At 56.7% G+C, this 20385-nt stretch carries 18 protein-coding genes and 1 pseudogene; 5 read left to right on the top strand and 14 right to left on the bottom strand.

What is annotated here, in order from left to right; translation table 11 throughout:
• Nucleotides 1-13: 13 nt before the first annotated feature.
• The 12 genes and pseudogenes from RBB80_RS32895 to RBB80_RS32840 all read right to left on the bottom strand — a co-directional run.
• Nucleotides 14-403, bottom strand: a pseudogene (locus tag RBB80_RS32895) (Ig domain-containing protein); the annotation flags it as partial.
• Complete coding sequence (locus tag RBB80_RS32890; protein ID WP_433966272.1) at nt 310-3297, bottom strand: beta strand repeat-containing protein; 2988 nt, start codon at nt 3295-3297, stop codon at nt 310-312. The gene RBB80_RS32890 and the pseudogene RBB80_RS32895, both read right to left, overlap by 94 nt.
• Nucleotides 3298-4170: 873 nt before the next feature.
• Complete coding sequence (locus RBB80_RS32885) at nt 4171-4884, bottom strand: hypothetical protein (RefSeq protein ID WP_433966271.1); 714 nt, start codon at nt 4882-4884, stop codon at nt 4171-4173.
• Between the two features lie 274 nt (nt 4885-5158).
• Nucleotides 5159-6325 carry an Ig domain-containing protein gene (locus tag RBB80_RS32880; protein ID WP_433966270.1) on the bottom strand — a complete coding sequence of 389 codons (1167 nt, stop codon included), beginning with the start codon at nt 6323-6325 and terminating at the stop codon, nt 5159-5161.
• 565 nt (nt 6326-6890) lie between these two features.
• Entirely contained in the window at nt 6891-7625 is a 735-nt protein-coding gene (locus tag RBB80_RS32875; protein ID WP_433966269.1) for a glycosyltransferase family 4 protein, read from the bottom strand.
• Nucleotides 7626-7899: 274 nt separating this feature from the next.
• Nucleotides 7900-8094 (bottom strand): hypothetical protein, encoded by a 195-nt coding sequence (locus RBB80_RS32870; RefSeq protein ID WP_433966268.1) that lies wholly within the window; start codon nt 8092-8094, stop codon nt 7900-7902.
• A 99-nt stretch (nt 8095-8193) separates the two neighbouring features.
• Nucleotides 8194-9255 carry a glycosyltransferase family 4 protein gene (locus RBB80_RS32865; protein WP_433966267.1) on the bottom strand — a complete coding sequence of 354 codons (1062 nt, stop codon included), beginning with the start codon at nt 9253-9255 and terminating at the stop codon, nt 8194-8196.
• Nucleotides 9233-10021, bottom strand: coding sequence for a polysaccharide deacetylase family protein (locus RBB80_RS32860; RefSeq protein WP_433966266.1), 789 nt, complete (start codon nt 10019-10021; stop codon nt 9233-9235). The genes RBB80_RS32865 and RBB80_RS32860 overlap by 23 nt, the downstream gene beginning before the upstream one ends.
• Nucleotides 10022-10105: 84 nt before the next feature.
• A complete protein-coding gene (locus RBB80_RS32855; protein WP_433966265.1) occupies nt 10106-10534 on the bottom strand; it encodes a VOC family protein in 429 nt (142 codons plus the stop codon).
• Nucleotides 10531-10779, bottom strand: a complete 249-nt coding sequence (locus tag RBB80_RS32850; protein ID WP_183789654.1) for an acyl carrier protein — start codon at nt 10777-10779, stop codon at nt 10531-10533. The genes RBB80_RS32855 and RBB80_RS32850 overlap by 4 nt, the downstream gene beginning before the upstream one ends.
• A 402-nt stretch (nt 10780-11181) precedes the next feature.
• Nucleotides 11182-12054 (bottom strand): HAD-IIIC family phosphatase, encoded by an 873-nt coding sequence (locus RBB80_RS32845; protein WP_433966264.1) that lies wholly within the window; start codon nt 12052-12054, stop codon nt 11182-11184.
• Nucleotides 12055-12704: 650 nt separating this feature from the next.
• Complete coding sequence (locus RBB80_RS32840) at nt 12705-13256, bottom strand: serine O-acetyltransferase (protein WP_433966263.1); 552 nt, start codon at nt 13254-13256, stop codon at nt 12705-12707.
• Nucleotides 13257-13598: 342 nt separating this feature from the next.
• On the opposite strand from RBB80_RS32840, the gene RBB80_RS32835 reads away from it, so the two are divergent.
• Entirely contained in the window at nt 13599-14756 is a 1158-nt protein-coding gene (locus RBB80_RS32835) for a glycosyltransferase (RefSeq protein ID WP_433966262.1), read from the top strand.
• Nucleotides 14757-14812: 56 nt separating this feature from the next.
• Nucleotides 14813-15781: a glycosyltransferase gene (locus tag RBB80_RS32830; protein ID WP_433966261.1), complete on the top strand. Its 969-nt coding sequence runs from the start codon at nt 14813-14815 to the stop codon at nt 15779-15781.
• A gap of 65 nt (nt 15782-15846) precedes the next feature.
• On the opposite strand, the gene RBB80_RS32825 is transcribed toward RBB80_RS32830, so the two are convergent.
• Nucleotides 15847-17031 carry an oligosaccharide flippase family protein gene (locus RBB80_RS32825; RefSeq protein WP_433966260.1) on the bottom strand — a complete coding sequence of 395 codons (1185 nt, stop codon included), beginning with the start codon at nt 17029-17031 and terminating at the stop codon, nt 15847-15849.
• Complete coding sequence (locus RBB80_RS32820) at nt 17007-17372, bottom strand: hypothetical protein (RefSeq protein WP_433966259.1); 366 nt, start codon at nt 17370-17372, stop codon at nt 17007-17009. Before RBB80_RS32820 ends, RBB80_RS32825 begins: the two co-directional genes overlap by 25 nt.
• Nucleotides 17373-17853: 481 nt before the next feature.
• Here RBB80_RS32820 and RBB80_RS32815 point away from each other — a divergent pair, with 481 nt between their 5' ends.
• The 3 genes from RBB80_RS32815 to RBB80_RS32805 all read left to right on the top strand — a co-directional run bounded on the left by RBB80_RS32815 (nt 17854) and on the right by RBB80_RS32805 (nt 20377).
• Nucleotides 17854-18525, top strand: a complete 672-nt coding sequence (locus RBB80_RS32815) for a glycosyltransferase (RefSeq protein ID WP_433966258.1) — start codon at nt 17854-17856, stop codon at nt 18523-18525.
• Nucleotides 18522-18968: a hypothetical protein gene (locus RBB80_RS32810; protein ID WP_433966257.1), complete on the top strand. Its 447-nt coding sequence runs from the start codon at nt 18522-18524 to the stop codon at nt 18966-18968. Before RBB80_RS32815 ends, RBB80_RS32810 begins: the two co-directional genes overlap by 4 nt.
• Before the next feature lie 65 nt (nt 18969-19033).
• On the top strand, nt 19034-20377 hold the full coding sequence (locus tag RBB80_RS32805; RefSeq protein WP_433966256.1) for an O-antigen ligase family protein: 1344 nt from the start codon (nt 19034-19036) through the stop codon (nt 20375-20377).
• The last annotated feature ends 8 nt before the right edge of the window (nt 20378-20385 follow it).

Below are 20385 nucleotides of genomic sequence, written 5' to 3'. Positions count from 1 at the left end.
TGATGCTGAAGGTTCCATTTGCTGTGGGAGTACCGGAGATGAGGCCGGTACTGGAGGAGAGGCTCAGTCCGGCGGGTAAGCTGCCGGCGGTGATCGACCAGCTGTAGGGTGTGGTTCCGCCGGATGCGGCTAGGGCGTTTGAATAGGCTGCGCCTTGAGTGCCGGAGGAGAGGGCTGAGGTGTTGATGACCAGGACCGGCGCTGCGATGACGATCGACGCGGATGCAGACCTGGACTGAGCGGGGTTCTCTGCGTCGGTGACTGTGGCGGTGAAGTTGAAGGTTCCGCTGGCAGTTGGGGTGCCGGAGATCAGGCCCGTGCTGGTAGAGAGGCTGAGACCGGCAGGAAGGCTGCCGGTGCTGATCGACCAGGCATACGGCGCGGTGCCACCGGTTGCGAGCAGGGAGGCGGAGTAGGCGGTGCCTTGAGTGCCTGTAGCGAAGGACGAGGTCGTGATCGCCAGCGCAGGGGTGTGATAACGATGGAGAGCGCGACGGACTTGGTCTGTGCTGGGCTCTCCGCGTCGGTGACGGTGGCAGTGATGTTGAATATTCCGCTCGCGGTCGGGGTGCCGGAGACCAGGGCGGTGGATGTACCCAGGCTGAGTCCGGCTGGCAGAGCGCCTGAGGTGACCGACCAGCTATAGGGTGCGGTTCCTCCGGTTGCCTGGACGCCGGTTGAATAGGCCGAACCCTGTGTTCCGTAGGGCAGGGACGAGGTGATGATTGCCAGAGCCGGAGGTGCGATGGCAAACGAGATTGGGGCGGATTGTGTCTGAGCAGGACTGGAGGCGTCGGAGACGGTGGCGGTGAAGCTGACTGTGCCGCTGGCTGTCGGTGTGCCGGAGATAGTGCCGTTGGATGCGAGGGTGAACGCGCTGGGGAGGCTGCCGCCTGTGATGGACCAGCTGTAAGGAGCTGTGCCGCCGGTGGCGTTGAGAGTGGCGGTGTAGGGGGTGTTCGTTGTACCGGAGTGCAGCGTGCCGGAGGTGATCGCGAGCGGCGATCCGGCGGCGACCACAGAGAGAGGCAAGGTTACAGTTGCCGTCTGCGCTGTACTGGCTGAGTCCTTGACCATCACGGTGACGCTAAAGCTGCCGCTTGCTGTGGGTGTGCCGGAGACGATGCCGGTTGTCGCGCCAAGAGAAAGTCCGGCAGGCAGGCTGCCTCCCGTGATCGACCAGCTGAAGGGCGCGGTGCCTCCGTTGGTGCGCAATGTGCTCGAGTAGCTCGATCCTTGAGTGGCAGAGGGAAGCGTCGATGTGAGGATGTTGAGCGTTGCGGGAGCGATGGTGAGTGAAACTGTTGCGGACTTGCTCTGCGCTGGGCTGGCTGCGTCAGAGACGCTGGCGGTGAAGGTGAAGCTTCCGCTGGCGGTGGGTGTGCCGGAGACTACGCCGGTGGTTGAGCCGAGGGTGAGACCGGCCGGTAGGGCGCCTGCAGTGACCGTCCAGGTGTAGGGAGCGGTGCCTCCCGACGCCTCGAGTGCGTTGGAATAACCTGAACCGTTCGTTCCGGAGGGGAGGGTGGAAGAGGTGATTGCCAGCGTTGCCGGGGCAATGGTGAGAGAGACGGCGACGGACTTGCTCTGCGCAGGGCTGGCTGCGTCGGTGACGGTGGCGGTGAAGTTGAAGGTGCCGCTTGCGGTTGGCGTTCCGGAGACGATGCCGGTGGAGGAGACAAAGATCAGCCCTGAAGGCAGGCTTCCTGAGGAGATCGACCAGGTGTAGGGGCTCGTGCCTCCCTGCGCCTGGATGGCGACCGAATAGCCCGCGCCGACTGTTCCAGAGGGAAGGTTGGAAGAGGTGATGGCCAGTGTTGCGGGGGCGATGTTGAGCGAGACCGGAACAGACTTGCTTTGTGCGGGACTGCTCGCGTCGGTGACGGTGGCGGTGAAGTTAAAGGTTCCGGTGGTGGTGGGTGTGCCCAGGACTGAGCCGCTGGTTGCGAGGCTGAGTCCTGCGGGGAGACTGCCTGAGGAGACCGACCAGACATAAGGTGCGCTGCCTCCGGCCGCCTGAAGGGATTGAGAGTAACTTGAACCGATCGTTCCGGGCGGCAGGGTCGAGGACGTGATGGTCAACTGCGTGGGCGCGATGGTGAGCGTGACTGCGGCATGCGCCGTTTGGGTTGGACTCGAGGAGTCAGTCACGGTGACGTTGAAGGGGAAGGTCCCGCTGGTGGTCGGCGTACCTGAGATCGATCCGTTGGAGGCCAGGCTGAGTCCTGCGGGTAGAGAGCTGCCGGCGGACCAGGTGTAAGGTGCGGTGCCTCCCGCTGCGTTGAGGGCGGCGCTGTAGGGCTGGGTTGCTGCCGCTGCAGGCAGCGTGCTTGAGGTAATTGAGAGCGGTGATCCTGCGGCTACGATCGAGAGGTATAACGAGACGGTCGTGTTCTGCGGAGTTGAGGAGGAGTCTTGAACGGTTATGGTGATGGGGAAGTTGCCGCTCGTCATGGGGGTGCCGGAGATCAGGCCGCTGCCTCCGAGGGTGAGGCCAGTGGGTAAGCTGCCTCCCGTGATCGACCAGAGGTAAGGTGCGGTGCCTCCATTGGCCTGCAGAAGACCTGAATAAGACGAGCCGCTGGTGCCGGTGGGCAGAGCCGAAGAGGTAATGGTCAGGGGAGGCGTTGGCGGAACGACCGGAGCAGCTGCGGCCACCGACAGCGAGATCGTAGCGGTGGCCGATTGTGTGGGTGAACTGGAGTCGGTCACCGATAGGACAAAGGAGTAGCTGCCGCTGGTCGTTGGAGTGCCGGAGAGAGTGCCGGTGCTTGCGGATAGGCTGAGACCTGCGGGGATGTTTCCCGAAACGAAACTCCAAATGTAGGGAGAGGTTCCTCCCGTCGCCGAAAGAGTTGCAGAGTACGCGGTGCCGGAAGTAGCCAGAGGTAAGGAGTTCGCCGTGATTGCGAGGGGCGTGAGGGAGTTGCCGGTCGCGGTCGCCGAGACAACGACGGGAATGGTCTGCGACTCTGCTCTCGTGTCCTGGTTCTGCACCTGAAGCTTGGCAGTGGAGGGCGTGGCGAGATTGCTGCTCCCGATGGTGCCGGTCAGAGTTGTGGAGTTGACCAGGGAGGTGTTGAGTGGGGAGCCATTCCAGAGAATGACGGCGGCGCTGGTGAAATTGGCGCCTGTGACCTTGAGGGTCTGACTTTGAGAGCCTGCGGGGATCGTCTGCGGAGTGACCTGGCTGATGCTGGGAGCTGCCGGTCCGGTGATGCCCGATCCGCAACCGAGGCACAAGATGATGAGGGTGATGCTTAGACTCGCCGCGATCGTCTTAATTACTTTTCCCAAATTGCACCCCGAAAAATCAAACGTGTTATCCGTATAACGGCATCATTGGTAGCCAGGTTGAGGCTCTCGAGATGAACGTTATAGGTTAAAAGTGGTGACTACAGTTACCCAATGGGAGATCTGAGCTGCCACTTCCGTGTGAGTGGGCGGTATTGCTAACCGACTCATTCAGGCTTGCTTGCAGAAGAGTTGCAAAAGGAGACAGGCAATCAGGGGCGCAGTTAAAGTCGTAAATTGCACACAACAGTAACCACTTTGAAAAAGTATGGGACTCCGTGCCAAAAGGGAACATCCCACTTCTGTGGTATGTAGAGCGAAGTGTGTGTGGGCCAAACAGGAAATGGCGTATCCCTTTTGAGAGACACGCCATAGTTAGTTCCGAAATTTGTTCAGTTCGTGTTGCTTTTACGCTAGGTCGCGGGCTTGGTAGAGACTCGGGCCTGACGGCTGATGATTTGGAACGGGTGGTCGAATTGCTCCAACCACCCGTTCCGCCATCGTTGCATAATATGTAACTTGCTCGTGCTGTCGACCGTCGCCCGATACAACAGAGATCGTTGCCAGGGGCGACGGTCACGCAGAGACTTGCGATTTATGGTTCGACAGCTCCCATGGAGGGCGGGTTCGGACGACTGACTCCGTTGTAGTCAGTCGCCGGAACGCCAGAGTAGGTAACTCCAGTTCCCGCTGCCGGGCTTCCTGAGGAGATGTTGAAGTTGAAGTTGTCGAGTTCGGTAGGGGTGAAGCTCGTACCGTTTCCAGTGGGCTGCTTGTCGAAGTCTGGGTTGACGCACTTCTCGTTGGCGTAGCCGGTGGGGCAGGTGAAGCCGTGTCCGATACCGTAGTAGACGTTGTTGCTGCGGTTGATGGTGCCTATGACCGTGCCGGACTTGCTACCGCTCGGGGCTGCTTCCTGGAAGTACCAGGCTCCGGGTCCGCCCTGCTGACTGCCCAGGGGTAGGTGGCGGGGTTGTCGTATCCGACGACGATGTTGTCGTGGAAGTTGAGCGTTGCTCCGCCGCATCCATTGCCGTTTGCTCCCTGGACGCCTGGAGCATCCCAGCAGGAGATGTCGAAGATGGTGGGTGCGTAGGTCACGATGGTGTTGTTGGCGATGGTGAAGTTGCTGTTCTGGCGGAAGTCGAAGGGGAAGGCATCGCTTGCCCGGCAGAAGTCGGCCAGATTGGCGTTGTAGGTGCTTGGAGCTCCGTTGATCGGGTAAGCCATTCTGTCGCAGTCCCCGATGGCCACATTGTTGGTGATCACCGCGGTACCGAAGTTGCCTCCGATCTTGAAGGTTCCCCCGCTATTGGAGTAGGCGATGGAGTTGGTGATGCTGAGTGTGTAGGGTCCACCGGTGTCGATATGACCAAGGTCAAGTCCATCCTGAGTGTTGTAGATGAACTTGGAGTGGTCGATGGTGGCGGAGAGACCGGTGCCGTGCGGAGTTCCTACACCGTCGCCATAACCGCCATCGCTCTGGCCGTAGCAGGAGACGACGGGGATGGCGTGAACAGCGGGATACTCCTGGTTGCATCCGCTCCACTCGATGGTGGAGTAGAGGAAGTGCCAGTCGCCGTTGACCATGGGAGTGGCGCTGCCATCGTCGAAGTCCCATCCTGCGCCGCCGTTAAAGGCTATGTCGCATCTGAGACAGGTGACCAGACCGCCGATGGGTCCTTAATGCCGCGGCCGATGTGGCCGTGGATCCAAAGATCCTGCATGAGCAGATCGTGGGTGGTGTTGTCGGTGTGGATGCCGTCGGAGTCGTAGTCGTCTGCCGAGCCACTGACGCAGCCGGCAGGAACGGCGGGGCTTCCGAAGGCGATGCACTGCGAGTGTCGGGTTACTTCGAGGCACTCTACGTCGACGTACTTCGCGCCGGTGAGGTTGAGGGCTTCGGTGACGCCGAATCCGCCGAAGATCTGCGTGAGCTGCGAGCGATTGGTAACTCCGCCACTGTTGCAGGAGGCGTAGTTCTCGCCCAGGATACGGGTGTGCTGGCTGGCCGTTCCTGCCGGGATCGGGGGTTGTAGCAGCCGTAGTTGCCGCCGCCTCCGAAGCACCAGGTGTAGCCTGCGCCGCAGCCTGCGCCGCTGCAGCTGCCGGGAGCCTTGTCGAAGCCGATGCGCCATGGGCCGCCGCGAAGGATGACAGTGTCGCCGCCGGCGATGACCCAGGCGTTGTTGCCGTAGCTCTGGTCATCCCAGAGATAGCGGGGATCCTTGAAGGCGCAGTGCTGGTTGGTGCCGCTGCCGGAGTACGCTACATCGGCCTTGCCATCGCACTGGCCTGTTGTAGCCTTTGCGGAGTAACGCGATCCGCCGTCGGGGCGGATATACCAGGTCGTGCCAGGGCCGCTCTGCTGCGGTGCTTCCGTGGCAACGGCGATGGAGGTCGCAGCGGACTTGCTCTGATCTGGTTTGCTGTTGTCGGTAACGGTTGCGGTGAAGTTGGAGGTGCCGGCGACGGTTGGGGTGCCGGAGATCATGCCGGTAGTCGCAGCCAGGGTGAGTCCTGCGGGCAGTTTGCCGGAGGTGATCGACCAGGTGTAGGCGGGAGTGCCGCCACTGGCCTTCAACTGCGAGGAGTACGCAGTGCCGTCGGTGCCCGCGGCTAGCGTCGCTGAGGTGATCGAGAGTGACGACGGCGAGGAGTTGGATGTTGCGATAACAACGGTGAGGTTGACGGTCTTGGTCTGGGCTGGTTTGGAGGAGTCCGTCACAGAGAAGGTAAGCGGATACGATCCGCTCTTCACGGGTTTGCCGTAAAACCGGCCCTGGCCGGCGTCTAGAGCGAACCCTGAGGGATGAGCGCCTGCGACGACCTTCCAATTGTAGCGCCCCGTGCCGCCGCTGGCCTTGAGCAAGGTGCTATAGGTATCCCCCACTGTTGCCTGAGGCAGTGACGTGGTGCTGATGGCAAGCGCAGTGGCGGCGTTCGCTGTCTGTGACGGGGAGGTCGACTCCAGACAGAAGAAGATAAGTGCGAGAGTGATGGTTACGAGGGTTCTGAATACTTTTCGCAAAATATGCTCCGTATAAAGAGGAAATTGGTTAGTCAAATCACGCTGCCTGAGCCGAAAGTAAATCGGAGCCCGGACATCCGGATGAATATTTTGTTTTGAAATGGTTACTACAGTTACCCTCTAAAAGAAACCCGGGGCCCACTTCGTCCTATCGCGAGGCAAAGTCTCTCGTCTGCATGTCCAGCTTGGTTTGCATGCAGCGAGTTCGCAAATGACACAAAAAACAGAGCTTGGACAATCAAGGATTAATTACTAAAGTAACTTATTAGTGCAGTACATGCTATTCAGGCCGGTAGCACTATCCCACGTTCGTTGTATGCAGGACTTAACGCTCGACGAGGCAGGCGTCGTTATGTCCGTGGCAGGTCTTGAGGCCAACGAACCGAGTCCAGCGCAGCGCATGGTGGTGGTGAACAGGGAGGATGCGAATTTATAAGCTCTATGTCGAATCGGTCTTGCCCGCCTGAGAAAGATTGCTCTTGAGAGAGCGATCTCCTAACACATCAGAACCGGCAGATAGAAAGAGCGACGACTTACAGCGACGAACGCTTCAAAAAGAGATTACTTAATTTTTATACCATAGCTCGACAGGATCAACGAATTTGTAACACTCAATTGTTTGACTCGCAATTGACAACCAGGATTCATCGCCAAAGCTCATTTTCCGCACATTTTCTGCAAGTCGTTCTCGTAGAAGAGCATTTTTTAGGAGCTCAATGAGCGCGTTAGCCAGTTCGACTGGTTCTTGGGGGTTGAAGAATAATGCATTTTCGCGGTCGGTGAGCAGTTCGCGAAAGACGGGGAGATCGCTGGCAACGATAGTTTTGCCTAAGGCCAGTCCGGTTGCGAGCGCTCCGCTGGTCGTAATCGCGCGATACGGATAGACGACGATGTCTGCGGCTCGATAAAGGGCTACGAGCTCTTCCGTGGAGATGAAACGTGGGTGAAGCTGGACACGCTGGAGTTTCAGGCTGCGAATTTGTTCGCGAATCTGATCAAGTAGATCTGTTGGTCCTGTGCCTACGATCAGCAGATGGACATCCTCTACGGTTGCTTCAACCTTGTGCCAAGCCTCGAGAAGGAGATCGATTCCTTTGTAGGGAGAGATGATGCCTTGCCATAGCACGAACATCTCTCGCGGATCGAGTTCGAAGCTCTGCAATGTTTGTTCGGCAGTGGGAGGAAGGTCATAGAAAAACGGACCATGAGGGATGACCGCGACTTTTTCTCCTTTTACTAAGAACTCAACCGCAAGCCTGTCTCGGATGCTCTCTGAGTGACAAATGATGCGGTCGACCATTTGATAGAGATCGAGGAAGATCTGCTTGTGACTCTCGCCCGTGTTGTGGGGAGAAGATCGTGGACCGTTAACACGATCTTAGAGCCGCGTCGGCGGCAGAACTGAACGAACCAGAGATCAAGCGGGAGGCGCGCGGTCACCATCGGGAGAAACTGTATGTGAACGATGTCTGGACGGGAGACGAGGAAGCGCACCGATAGCGCAGCGAGATTGAGGAGTGATTCAAGGAGCTTCAGAACTCTGCGTGGGAGTCGCGGCAATCGGAACTTGCCGACTACGTCCATGAGTCCCGGTCGACCTTGACTCCTCGATTTGAAAAGCAGCCGCGGTCGAGATAATAGGAGATAGAGCCGACCATGAGATTGATGCGTTTCTTCAGGAGCGCCCTCGACAGATATGCCGTGTAATAGGGCACAGTGGCCCAGAGATCCATCATGAAAACGGTTGGTCGCCGGGTACCTTCGCTCACTTGGTCTTTCCTTGGGGGCGGCGGAGGAAACTGAGGGAGTAGGCGCGGTCTGCTTCTTGCTTGCGATCGCTTGTTCGTAGACGCGGAGATAGTCCGCTGTCATCCGCTGGGCTGAAAACTCTTTTTCAATAAGTTTTTTGCCGCGCTCCCGAGGCTCTGTCGACGCGTTTGGTTGGGCAGAAGTTTTATGATCTCCGACGCCAGGATTTCGACGTTTTCCGCGGCAATGAGCACTCCCGTGCGCCCATCGAAAACTAGAGTCGGCACGGCGCCTACCGCGGTTGCAATGATTGGCAGGCCGCTTGCCATGCCCTCAAGAATGGCAATCGGCAGACCCTCCTGTCGTGACGCGGAGACCATGATGTCGAGCGAGGCGTAGACGGAGGGCATGTCGTCTCGACGTCCGAGCATGGAGACGCTACTACTAATTTGTAACTCGTCGATGAGCAATTCAAGTTGTTCGCGATCCGGTCCCTCGCCGACTACGACGAACTTGGTTGATGGAAGCTCCACGAGGACACGCGCTGCCGCTCGAAGAAAGATGTCTACACCCTTTTCCGTGGCTAGTCTGCCAACTAGTCCGACGATGGGAGGCTGATCCAGCGAAGAGATACTTCGGAGAGAAGGAGGTGCTTTGTCAAAGGGGCGGAGGTCGATGCCATTTCGGATGATATGAATCTTCTCTCTGCAGACTCCCGCCTTAAGCAGTCGCTGTCTCACCTCTTCGGACACTGCAACTACCGCCGCGTAGCTCCGGAGCACGAAGCGGTCCGCCATACCGTACAGGGAGACTGTGAGATCGTTGTCGTACCAGGTGTGGCAGGTGGAGACCCGCGGAACGACGGATTGGCGTAAGGCGAAGTAGGAGTAGATGTCGGCCTTGTAGCCGTGGGCATGGACGATATCCGCGTTGCTGCGGGCGGCAAGGTCTCGAATGCTCGTCGACACGGTGCGGTCGATCTGCCCAGTGCAGGAGATCAGATGCGATTCGATGCCCTGGGCGGTAGCGATTTTGTGAAGCTGAAGATTCGGGTTTGCTGAGTTCGAAAAGACGCCGAGAATGCTCGAATGCGTACTCTCATTGAGAGTGCGCGACATGTTCAAGATCACGGCCTCTGCGCCGTACATTCCTCCGCTACTAATGATGTGCAGGATCTTCATGAGTAGCAGCTTCTCCGTTGTTGGTATCCGGCTCTTGTCGATTGAGGAGAGCCCAAAGTTTTTCGTAGAGTCGGTCGCCCAGCAGAGTCTTTGCGGTAGCCTTGATGTTGTGTTGTCGTTTGAGGCTGGTCAAAACGCCGCTCTCCGGTTCGAAGAGTTTTGCAATCCACTCCAGCGTCATGTCACCGCGGATGTTCAGACGGCCTATGGTCATTCCCGCTGGCTGTGGTTCTGCTTTTGGGATTGAGGTGAAAACCTTAGTGTATCCAGCCTCGCGACAAGCTTCGAGAACGCGTTGATTCGACCTTCCGCCGGGCAGTGACATCGCGGTGACGGGCCCTCCGAGCTTGTCTTCGAGAGTGAGTCGCGTTTCGACCAGCTCTTTATGTAACTGTGACGGGTCGCAATGTGTGAGAAGTGCGTGAGACCATCCGTGTGCGCCGATGTGTTGGCCTGCTCGCTGCAGTTCGCGCAACTCCTGCCATCCCATGTAGCCTGGCCTTTGGCCTGTCCAGCCTGTCGTAATGAAGAACCATGCTTCGATGGCGCGCGATTGCAGGATAGGCAAAGCGAACTCGAAGTTTGAGATGTGCCCGTCGTCGAAGGTGATCTCGGGATAGAAGCCGGGCGGCTGCCGTTTTCGAAGTTCGAGAAAAAGATTGACGTGCTTCTCAAACTGCTCTGTCTCGACGACGTAGGAGTACTCGCTTCGGCTGGGCCGCAGTTCGTGATAGAGAAGGTAGAGTCTGTCGGGCGGCTTGGTCACCGGATTTGTCTCGATTCAACGAGCAATGATTTTCTCTCAAAGAGATTGGGAAGCATTGGCTGAATCATACATAGATTACGTTGGCTAGACTGAAGCTTCGACGAGTTCGAAGAGTTGACGGGAGCGGGTGTAGATCCAGGCGATTCTGCGGCCGCTGAAGGCGACGGCGGGGACTGGTGGGCTGACGATGATGCAGCCATTATTTTTTGCGTGAGCCACAGCCTGCTCGATGTCGCTGGTCTCGAAGCAGAGGTGGTAGGCCGCGCCGCCGCCCTTGGCAAGCATCGGAGTGATGGGAGAATCTTCGCTGAGAGGCGCTATGAGCTCGATCTCGGCTACGTCGCTGTCGGACGTGGCGAGGAAGTTCACGCTGACCTTCTGGATCGGGTCGTCGAATGGGCCCGAAACGACCTTGTAACCGAACAGAGCTTCGAGCGCGTCCGTGGTTGGCCCAAGTTTGGGAACCGCTACTCCTACGTGGCGGAGTTTGAAGCCGAGATCCTCAGCGTTCAAAGTGTCGCTCCCTTGGCGACCAGCTCTGCCTGGATCAGCGAGACTGTGGTCAGCTCCGCGATGCGGGAGGGGTCGAACTGAACGCCGTACTCGCCTTCGATGGCGAGGATCGCTTGCAGATGACGGAAGGAGTCCCAGTTGTCGATGGTGCCGACACCAAGCTCAGGGGTGACCTCTTCGGGCGAAATTTCCAGGACGTCCGCGAGAATGTCACGAAGCGACGACGGCACTTGCTGAGAACTCATTCGATTCATTTCCTTCCAGGGTTAGCCACTTGGGGCTTTCGAGAGCTGCAGTGGTCAGATCAAGTTGATAAGAGGTGGAGTCAGGCGATCCATCTTTCGATGGGACATCTTTGACAAAGCCGTGATCGAGATAAAAGTCTGCGCAGGGAGCGTTTTTCTTCGTCGGAATGAATTCTCCTACCAGACGTGTGGCCCCTGCTCTGATGGCGTTCGCTCCAAGGTGCGCCAAGAGCGCGGTTTCGATGCCGCGCCCGATCACTCGACACGATAGCAGCAGGGAATCGATGGAGCAGGTATCACCTTCTGTGCGTGCGAGCGCGAGCCCTACAACGCCTGCGTCGCCGAAACGATCGCGTACGCGAACGGCGATTGCCTGGCCTGCTGCTGCGGAGGCGAACTCTTCTACCTCTGCGGCTGAGTGGCGTCGCGTGGTGAGATTGAACTGGTTTGTCTTGGCCAGGAGCTGAACCGAACGTGCGAGGGGGCGTCCAAAGCGCTGAGGAAGGTGCAGACGATCTCGAGGGAGGCGAGAAACTCATCGCGATTGCCCGCTGTACTGGCGAGCTCTGCACGTTGAGCCTGCGCTTTGTACTCGTTCAGGCGATTGACGTCGTCGTCAGTTATGACAGCGGCGTCGAAGAATGGCTGCGACGAGAGAAGCTCAAGCAGCTTCCAGGGTTCATCAATTGGCGCAGCGATGACCGCTACTTCCGGTAGTTGTTGGCGGATAGCTTCGCACTCGACTGGGTTGTCATCGACGAAGACGAAGGAGTCAAGACCGAGGGAGAGCTCTTCCGCGAGTTCACGAATAGAGGTCGCCTTTTCGTTCCAGCTGATCTTCGTTGCAACGAAGTTGTCCAGGGTTAGTCCGAGGTCGGCGGCGCGGATTTGAAATGCCTCGCGAACATCTGCGTCGTTGTTCTTTGAGACGATGGCGAGCAGGATACCGCGAGCCGATAGTTGCTTGAGATACCTCTGATACTCGAGGTAGCAGTTGCCGGGGAAAGCGCTTCCTGTTGCGATTCCCTCCGGTCCTTCTTCTCCCAGAACTCCACCCCACAGAGTGTTATCGAGGTCCGTACATAGGACCTTGCGGGGAGCGCGGAAGAGGGGGAGAACGAGCGAACCAGGCCGCGCGAATATGCTCCGAAGGAGGCCGAGGATACGGGAAGACGAGATGCCAAAAACATTCGAGCGTCGCGCCAGTTTGCACGTCCGTGACGGGCTGCAAGATGATCCACATCGAAGAAGACGCAGTCCGAGATCGTGCGGCACAAGGCGGCGAGCCTTTGGTTCAGCTGGTAGACCGCGTTGGTCAAACTGTGGGGCAGGTTCGCCTCTCCGACATCCCCAAGTGAAGATTGGTCGGGAACAACACAGCCTTGAAAGAGGATGCGCGCCGAGCTGCCGGAGCGAAAGTTTCTCAGCAGCTGTGCCACCCGCGTGACTGATTCTTCGACCTCCGCTTCAACTGCGTCGCCGACGCCACCGGCACACAGGTCTGGCAGACTGCCCGCGATGTCTTCGAGATCCAACAGGATGAAGAGGAGGTCGGGCTTGAACCTGGCGAGGGCGCTTTGAGGATTCAGCAACTCATCGACGTAGGAGCCGTAGCCACCGACGTTCAGATCGAGAACATAGTTTGACAGCACCGCTTCGGTCGTCAGGAAGGGAAGGATTGGCTCGATCGTTACGGACCGGACGATGTGAGTTTTGAGTCGTCTGGCTTGCAGTTGACTCGTAAGAGGCTTGGCGAGGCCTGTAAACGCCGAGGCGCAGAACATAACGTCGGCGGGTTTGCTGGACGTAGCGAGAAGCTTTCGCGCAACACCTACCGCGGTTGCTGCATCCTGCGCCGCCGCGGCCTCCTTGATAGCGCGGCGTAGTTCCTGTCGCTCTGTTTCATTTTGCATCTGTGGTCTCCGCTACCGGGGATGCGGGGATTCGACAGCCTTTGGCGCTCGCATGATGATGCGACCGGGTACACCCATGACCGTCGCACCGTCTGGAATATTACTCATGACGAGCGTGTTGGCTGCGATCTTCGCGCCATTGCCTACCTTGATCTTTCCCACCAGCGTCGCGCCCGTGCCGATGTAGACCCGGTCGCCAAGGACCGGCGCGCCTTTGCGGCCCATTGCCGAGGCCCCGATGGTGACGCGATGAGCGATGTCGCAGTTGCTCCCGATGACCGCCTGCGGGTTGATGTGAACGCCACCGATGTGGGCGATATAGAGGCCGCCGCCGATCGTAGCCTGAGGATCGAGACACATCTCCATGACGACCTCGGAGAACATGTAGGCGAAGAAGTAGACGATCTTCAGGGGAATCCGAATCAGGACGAAGGGGTTCGCAGAGTAGAGCCAATTACCAAACCGATAGATCGTGATCGCCCAGATCGCCGGGTTCAGCCAAAGCTGTTTCCCGCTATGGCCCATGGATCGGTAACGTGCGATATCTTCAGAGAATTTATTCATCGTCAATGCCCTGAAAAGTGGGCTTAGCTATCTATTTGCCGTACGGTACAGCGATCTTATCAGCCCTTTATCCTTACGAGGCAAACGATCTTCTCGCGTAATTATTACTGGTTGATCTTCGGTGAGATTGCGGAGAGGTGACCCAATTTGTCACAGTTCTACGGCAGAACCCACGGAACCCCGAATATTTTGTGGAGTTCGGACAACGAGTGCAATCACCTTGGCTGTATCAATGGCCCCGGCGTCCCCACACTCCCCAAAAGTACCAGCGATTGATACGAGATTGCCGAGATATCGATGTATCTTTTGTGGCCATCCTCGTAGGATTGGAGATGAGGATACATGCGAGGCGCAGATTCCAATGTGGTTGGGGCTGAAAAGCCAACAATCGCTCATTTTCTCCCATGGGACGGCATCGGAGGAGTCGAGATTGCGACTCTCCGACTCATAGGGGCGACGCGGGATCAGTTTCGTCACGTGGCGTTTTGTAAGCCAGCCGCGCTAAAGTTGAAGGAAGCCTGTGAAATAGCGGGAGTGGTAGTGGTGTCGTACATTCCGCCGGAGCCAAGCGTTCGGCATGCACTTCGTTACTTCCAACAGTCTCTGGCTGTGGCGCGAGAGATGAGGCGGCTTGGAGTAAATCTGGCCCATTGTTCGGAGACGAAGGCGACGTACCACAACAGTCTCGCCGGCTTTCTGGCTCGAGTGCCGATGATTACCCATGTGCGATCGAGATATCCGGAGATGAGCCTGCGCGATCGGCTCGGCTTTCTCGGAGTCGCAGGATATGTTTTTGTTTCGCAGGACTCAAGACGGCAGTTCGCGCTGAAGATTCCCGATGCGAAGGCGCGAGTCCTTTATGACGCAGTGGATATTACCGAACCACAAGAGGCATCTGTCAGCAAAGCTCTCCGCAGGGAATTAGGTGTGGCTGACGGCGCGACCCTGGTGGGAATGATAGCCAGGGTGAATCCACAGAAGGACTATGACACCTTGGCTGCTGCAGCGGCTGCGGTTCTTGCTCGCCGGCCTGACGTACAGTTCCTGGTGGTCGGGGACAACTCTGCAGTGGAGATGAATCGAGAGCATTATCAACATGTGAATCAGCGTCTGGTTGACTTGGGTATCGCCGATCGGTTTATCTTTACAGGCTTTCGATCGGATGTGCCGCGTATTGTTTCGGCGCTGGATCTCTTTGTGCTTTGCACTCACAGAGAGGGTCTGCCGCTCTCAATCCTCGAGGCGATGGCTTTAGGCAAGACCGTCATCGCAACCAGCGTTGATGGAATTCCTGAGGTGATAAATGATGGTGTCACGGGATATCTCCACGGGCATGAGAAGAGCGACGAGTTGGCCAAGGCAATCCTCAAATGCATCGAGCATCCTGAATTGGCGAAGAAAGTTGGAGATGCGGCACGCGAACATTGCAGGCGCACCTACAACTCTCAAGTGTTTACAGCCAATGTGGCCCAAATCTATCGTGACTTTCTTCCGAGCTGACTGATGACCGAAAGAACCTCGTCGCATAACTCCATTCGTTTTAGATCGGAACTTTCATGAGCGAACCACTCGTCACTCTGCTGATGCCAGTTCTGAACGGCATGCCGTTCCTGCCGGATACCCTGGAATCCATGGAGCGTCAGGATTATAAAAATTGGGAGATTCTTGTCTGGGACAACGGTTCGACCGATGGGACACTTGAGGAGCTACATCGCTGGATTCCGTCACGGCTCCCCGGACGAATCATCTCGGGGGAACCGCTGAAGCTTGGTCCTTCTCTGGCACGACTCGTTCTCGAGGCGAAGACGGAGCTGTGTGCCAGGATCGATGCAGATGACGTCATGTATCCACGTCGCCTCGGGATGCAAGTTGCCTTTATGCAACAACATCCTGAAGCGGGAGTTTTAGGTACCGAGGTCGAATTTATAGATTCGAAGGGTGCGATACGCCCACATCTCACACCCTATTCGACACAGGACGCAGACCTTCGCTGGCTGGTGCGGTGGCTTAATCCTATTTGCCATCCGACCGTGATGTTTCGACGCAGCATCATTTTGAAAGCTGGAAACTATCGGGATCTGAAGCCTTTTGAGGATCACGATCTATGGTTTCGCGTCAGTTTAATCTCGGAGCTGGCGAATCTGCCAGAGATACTTCTTAAGTACAGGCAGCACTCCGCAAGTACGATGGGACAGGCCAACTCGAAGTACCACACCTACTTCGATGCCATGGCGGAGCTGAATGCGGATCTCCTCTTCATCGGCTTCTCTCCGGAAAATGCGATGGATCTGAGGCGGAAAGCTATTCGCGACTCCGGTGTGAGAGTGACTTTAGCCGACTTGGCGTCCTATCGAAGAGCCGCCGTCATCACCGCGGTTGCTGCAGGCAAACCGAAGACGTACTTTCGCTCAACGAAGGCTTACGGAATGTTTCACAAAGAGATGGTACGGAATTACCTGCTGCAATATGGTCTCGTAAACACGATCATGACTGCCCGGCATAGGAGGCTGTCTAAGTCCGAATGACGGAAGTTGTCGCGCCTATCGCCCGCATTGGCGAGCTGGCGTGTCTCCAACCGGTTCCAAAAGGATCAGTGCGCGCTCGTAAACAACACAGAACGTATTCGCGGCACGACCTGCTGACGAACATAGCCTCGGAAGATAAAGGCTACAGCGAGAAAGTAGATCGGCAACGTAGCTAGAACCTGGATGAAAAAGATGGTCAAGTTATGGACCGGGAAGGCTGCCATAGCATAAGAGGCGATGACGAAGGGTACTCCCGCAAGAAACATGGGAGCCCAGACATTCCATATGACCTCAAAAGCGCTGAGTCCGACCAGCTTTGAGATGTAGCGCGGCCAGAAGACCACATGAACGATCAAGCTAGGAATCATGGTTCCGAGAGCTACGCCATAGATGCCGTACCAACGAACCAGGACGACGCTCAGCACCAGGTTTGTGACTCCCTCCGAGATGGCCCAGAGAGCCGATGCTTTATGTTTTTCTACTCCGTAAGCAATCGATGCTGCGGTTCTGTTCGCGAAAGAGAAGAAAAGCGCGGTGCAAAGAATGATCAGAACCGTTCCGGAGCTCTGCGCGTATTGCGGTCCCATCCAAAGCCCGATGAAGGTGCGACCGCGAACGACAAGGGTGATGAGTATCGGCAGGGAGACCATGATCGTCGCTCGCGTCCCGTTCCTGAAGAGCGCAAGCAGTCCGGCCGTGTCGCCAGCCGCTTCATAGGTGCTCGCTGCCGGAACGAAGGATCCTCCGATCGAGCCTACGATCTGACTGGCGTAGCGGCACAGGGAGTTGCCGATGGCATAGTACGTGACCGCAGTCGCGGAGACAAAGGCACCGACAACCAGGTTGTCCGCCTGATAGACCAACTGGACCGCAATGGTCGTCAGAAAGGCGTAAGAGCTGTAGACCCAGAGCTTCCGCAGGGTCTCCTTCTTCGGTTTTTGCAGCTTCACTCTCAACTCAGGGTAGAGACGGTGCGCGGTAAACAGCAGAAGGGCGCTGCTGACGATAATCGCGATCAGCTCGCAGAAAGCAATGGAGATAATCCCGTGCCCGGTGCGTAGTGCGTAGACAACTCCCAGAACTCGGATCGCAGTCTGCGTGAGACCGACATAATTTTGGAGATCGTAACGATTGAGCGCAGAAAGAACAGCGGAAGCGACACCGAATGTCATCCCAATGACGGTAGTTAGCCCAATCAACAGAATGGCCTTGCGAGCATCGCTAGCTAGTGCGGGGGAACTTTGAACCACAACGGGAAGATGACAGCGAGGCCGAAACTCAGCACCAGGCAGACTGCGCCTATCTGTAATCGCACCCAGAGCGCTGCTGAGATTGCTTCAGATGACCCCTGATGGTCTCCGGTCGTGTGGCCCTTTGAGACGAACCTCAACACAGAACTTTGCAGGCCCAGGTCCATCAGGCCCAGATAGCCTACGACCGAGATTGCCAGCACCCATACTCCGTAGGCGGCGTCTCCGAGGCGATGCAGAATAAATGGCGCAAAAAAGAATCCGACTGCCATATTGGCGAGTGTTCCCAGCCAATTGAACAGTACGTTCCGAGCAATGTGTCGTACACGCAACTGCGGCAAGGTAAGGCTCCAGAATGGACGTGTGGCTTGAAAGCAGAGGAACTTCGTGATGCTGATGAACTCAGAGCCCCGAAAGTCGTCGCCTCATTGAATATCGGCTACGTTACGGCCGTCGATGACTTTCGACGACCAGTTTATATCAGCAAGATGTGTTCCTCTCGGGAGTTCGGCCATGCGATCTGGCCGAATGAGACTATCGTTCACCAGAAAGCCCAGTGTGAACTTTGCGGGCAACCCTAAAGGCTTTTTACGCGATTCGAGCGAGTCCGCCAATACCACTTCGGTGTAAATCAAATTGTTGTCTGGTATGAAGATAGCAGCGTATCGTAGACCTGTGAGTCATCACATCTTTCGGTTTGTCAATGTATGTAGCCGTTGAGTTCTCGGATCAGCCAATGAGACTTCTTGAGTCCGAATCTGCGCCGTTTGTTAGCCTTAGCGTACTCCCGAGACAGTTCCACGCTTTCCGGAAGTAGAGAGTATGACAAAACTGATCTTCTGGTGCTGCTTCGCGCTGACGGTCTACGCGTATCTCGGCTATGCGATCTGGCTTTGGTTTTGTGTCCGTCTCCGCAAACGTCGTATTCCCGAAACTCTCTCCGCTGCTCCGCGCGTCTCCATCATCATGGCAGCGCGTAACGAAGAGGCTAATCTGCCAGCCAAGCTGGAGAATCTTCGTCGGTTGACCTTCCCGCGAGACCGGCTTCAGATCGTCATCGTCTCAGACGGGTCTACGGACCGCACAGCCGAAATTCTGCAGGAGCACGCGTCCGACGTCTTGCCGGTCATCCTCGAGCGATCCAGCGGCAAAGCTGCCTCCTTGAACGAGGCCGTGAGGCTGGCGCAAGGCGAAATCCTGGTATTTTTAGACGCGCGCCAGACTGTCGAGGAAGACGCCGTCTCGGAGTTGGTCGCATGCTTTGACGATCCGACGATTGGCGCGGTGAGTGGTGAGCTTTTGCTCGAAACACCTTCTGGTGCTGCCAGCGAAGAGGGGCTCGGAATCTATTGGAAGATCGAGAAAACGGTGCGCAAGCTCGAGTCTGCGTCAGGCTCCGTCGTGGGGGTTACAGGAGCGATCTACGCACTCCGGCGCGAACTGTACACGGAGATCCCCCTGGGACGATTCTTGATGACGTCTTTGTACCAATGAATGTGGCGCGGAGGGGGAAGCGGATCGTCTTTCAGCCTTCTGCGATTGCGAGAGACCGGATCTTCAATAAGAAAGGAAAGGAGTTTTCGCGCAAGGTTCGTACGTTGACAGGGAACTACCAGCTACTTCGGATTGCTCCGTGGCTGATTTCGCCGTCGAATCCTCTGCTCTTCCGCTTCGTCAGCCACAAGCTTCTGCGGCTGCTCGTTCCTTTTTTGATGGTTTTGATGCTCGTGTCCTCGGCGTTGGCCAAGGGACCCTTGTATGCGGCAATCTTCTGGATCCAGATCGTGTTTTATATCTCAGCCGCGTTTGGAATGCTTATTCCATCGGCCACAAAATTTAGACCAATCGCGATCGCCAGTACTTTCGTAATGCTTAATACTGCCGCCGCACTCGCGTTCTACAATTTCATCGTAGGGCGGAAGGAAGTTTGGAATTAGGAGATTAGGGAGTCGATCTATCAGTCGCCGGGTTAGTTCTTTATAGATCGATGACGTGAGACTGCATGTTGGGAACAGGAATTGGACATTACATTCCGTTGGTCGCTTATCTGGGCTTCTGCGTCATGATCATCGTGTCGTTGCTCAAAAGGCCTCTCTACGGGCTTTATTACATGATTCCGTTCCTGCCCTATCGCACCATGCGCGATCACTTCCTGGACTATCCACTTGGCGGCAATATGCTTACCATATTGGTAATCGCTGTGATTGTGGGGGCCCTGACAAAAGGGAAACGTCTACCCAAGGGAAAGGGAAAACTCTACCTGATCTGGCTGATCTTTGCGATCTATCTCTATCTCTCTATGTGGCTCGGCGTAGCGATGGGAAATGCGCCACCACCGATCTGGCTGCAGGACGTCAACTTCGTTACGTGGAAAGACTACATGCTGATTCCTCTAGTCTTTCTCGCGGCAGGTCTCGTTGTTGAAGACAGAAAGTCGGTGAGGATCATAATTTTTCTCACCGCATTTTCGGTAGTCGCCATTGACCGAAGCTGTTTGATGGACAGCATGTCCAGAAGTTGGTCCAACTTCGATGAAAACAAGCGCGGGGGCGGTCCCCTGGGCTTCGGATCAAATCAGACTGCCGCGTACCTCGCTCAATTTTCGATGTTCTTCTGGGGCTTTGCACAGTTTCTAAAAAGGAAGAAACTGCAGATGATCTCTTACGGAATAGTCGCTCTGACTATCTTTACGGACATGTACACTTTTTCGCGCGGCTCGTATCTTGCGATCATCTTTTCGGTCATTGTTCTCGGGTTCTTGAAGGATAGGAAACTCCTTGTAGTCGCTGCCCTCTTTTTAGTGACCTGGCAGGCCATCGTTCCGACTGCCGTTCGTGAAAGAGTCAACATGACTGAGAACTCGAATGGCCACCTTGAGTCTTCGGCCAACGAGCGCGTGAGATTGTGGCAGGATGCTGAGGATGCCATCGCAGCCGACCCGATCTTCGGGGCAGGCTTCGCCACCTATCAACTGACAGCCCACGTCGACAACCTGAGGGACACGCATAACTGGTATATCAAGGTGCTGGTGGAGACCGGCGTCGTCGGAATGCTGATTGTGCTTGCAATGCTTCAGCAGATGCTTGCGGCGGCCTATCGCCTCTTCAAAATTGCGGTAGACCCTCTTTATCGCGGTCTGGGGCTTGGGCTCTTCCTGGCGATCTGTGCCTGTCTCGTAGCGAACTGCTTTGGCGATCGATGGACGTATATTGAAATTACCTCGCCGCTGTGGCTGCTAGTCGGAACTACGCTGCGCGCCATTGAATTCACTGAGGCCGCACCGGTGACGGAGGCGGCCGCTTCGAATGCAACGATCAGTCCCAATCCCTTTCTCGCCTACAGGTAATCTGAGGG

This window comes from Tunturiibacter gelidiferens, assembly GCF_051013345.1.
GTDB classification, from domain to species: Bacteria; Acidobacteriota; Terriglobia; order Terriglobales; family Acidobacteriaceae; genus Edaphobacter; species Edaphobacter gelidiferens_A.
This window is presented reverse-complemented; position numbering and strand designations above follow the sequence as displayed.

Coding starts and splice junctions, on each gene's coding strand:
- RBB80_RS32885 (WP_433966271.1), bottom strand. CDS start 4,884: ATGGTCAACGGCGACTGGCACTTCCTCTACTCCACCATCGAGTGGAGC.
- RBB80_RS32875 (WP_433966269.1), bottom strand. CDS start 7,625: ATGGTCGACCGCATCATTTGTCACTCAGAGAGCATCCGAGACAGGCTT.
- RBB80_RS32865 (WP_433966267.1), bottom strand. CDS start 9,255: ATGAAGATCCTGCACATCATTAGTAGCGGAGGAATGTACGGCGCAGAG.
- RBB80_RS32850 (WP_183789654.1), bottom strand. CDS start 10,779: ATGAGTTCTCAGCAAGTGCCGTCGTCGCTTCGTGACATTCTCGCGGAC.
- RBB80_RS32840 (WP_433966263.1), bottom strand. CDS start 13,256: ATGAATAAATTCTCTGAAGATATCGCACGTTACCGATCCATGGGCCAT.
- RBB80_RS32835 (WP_433966262.1), top strand. CDS start 13,599: ATGCGAGGCGCAGATTCCAATGTGGTTGGGGCTGAAAAGCCAACAATC.
- RBB80_RS32830 (WP_433966261.1), top strand. CDS start 14,813: ATGAGCGAACCACTCGTCACTCTGCTGATGCCAGTTCTGAACGGCATG.
- RBB80_RS32815 (WP_433966258.1), top strand. CDS start 17,854: ATGACAAAACTGATCTTCTGGTGCTGCTTCGCGCTGACGGTCTACGCG.
- RBB80_RS32810 (WP_433966257.1), top strand. CDS start 18,522: ATGAATGTGGCGCGGAGGGGGAAGCGGATCGTCTTTCAGCCTTCTGCG.
- RBB80_RS32805 (WP_433966256.1), top strand. CDS start 19,034: ATGTTGGGAACAGGAATTGGACATTACATTCCGTTGGTCGCTTATCTG.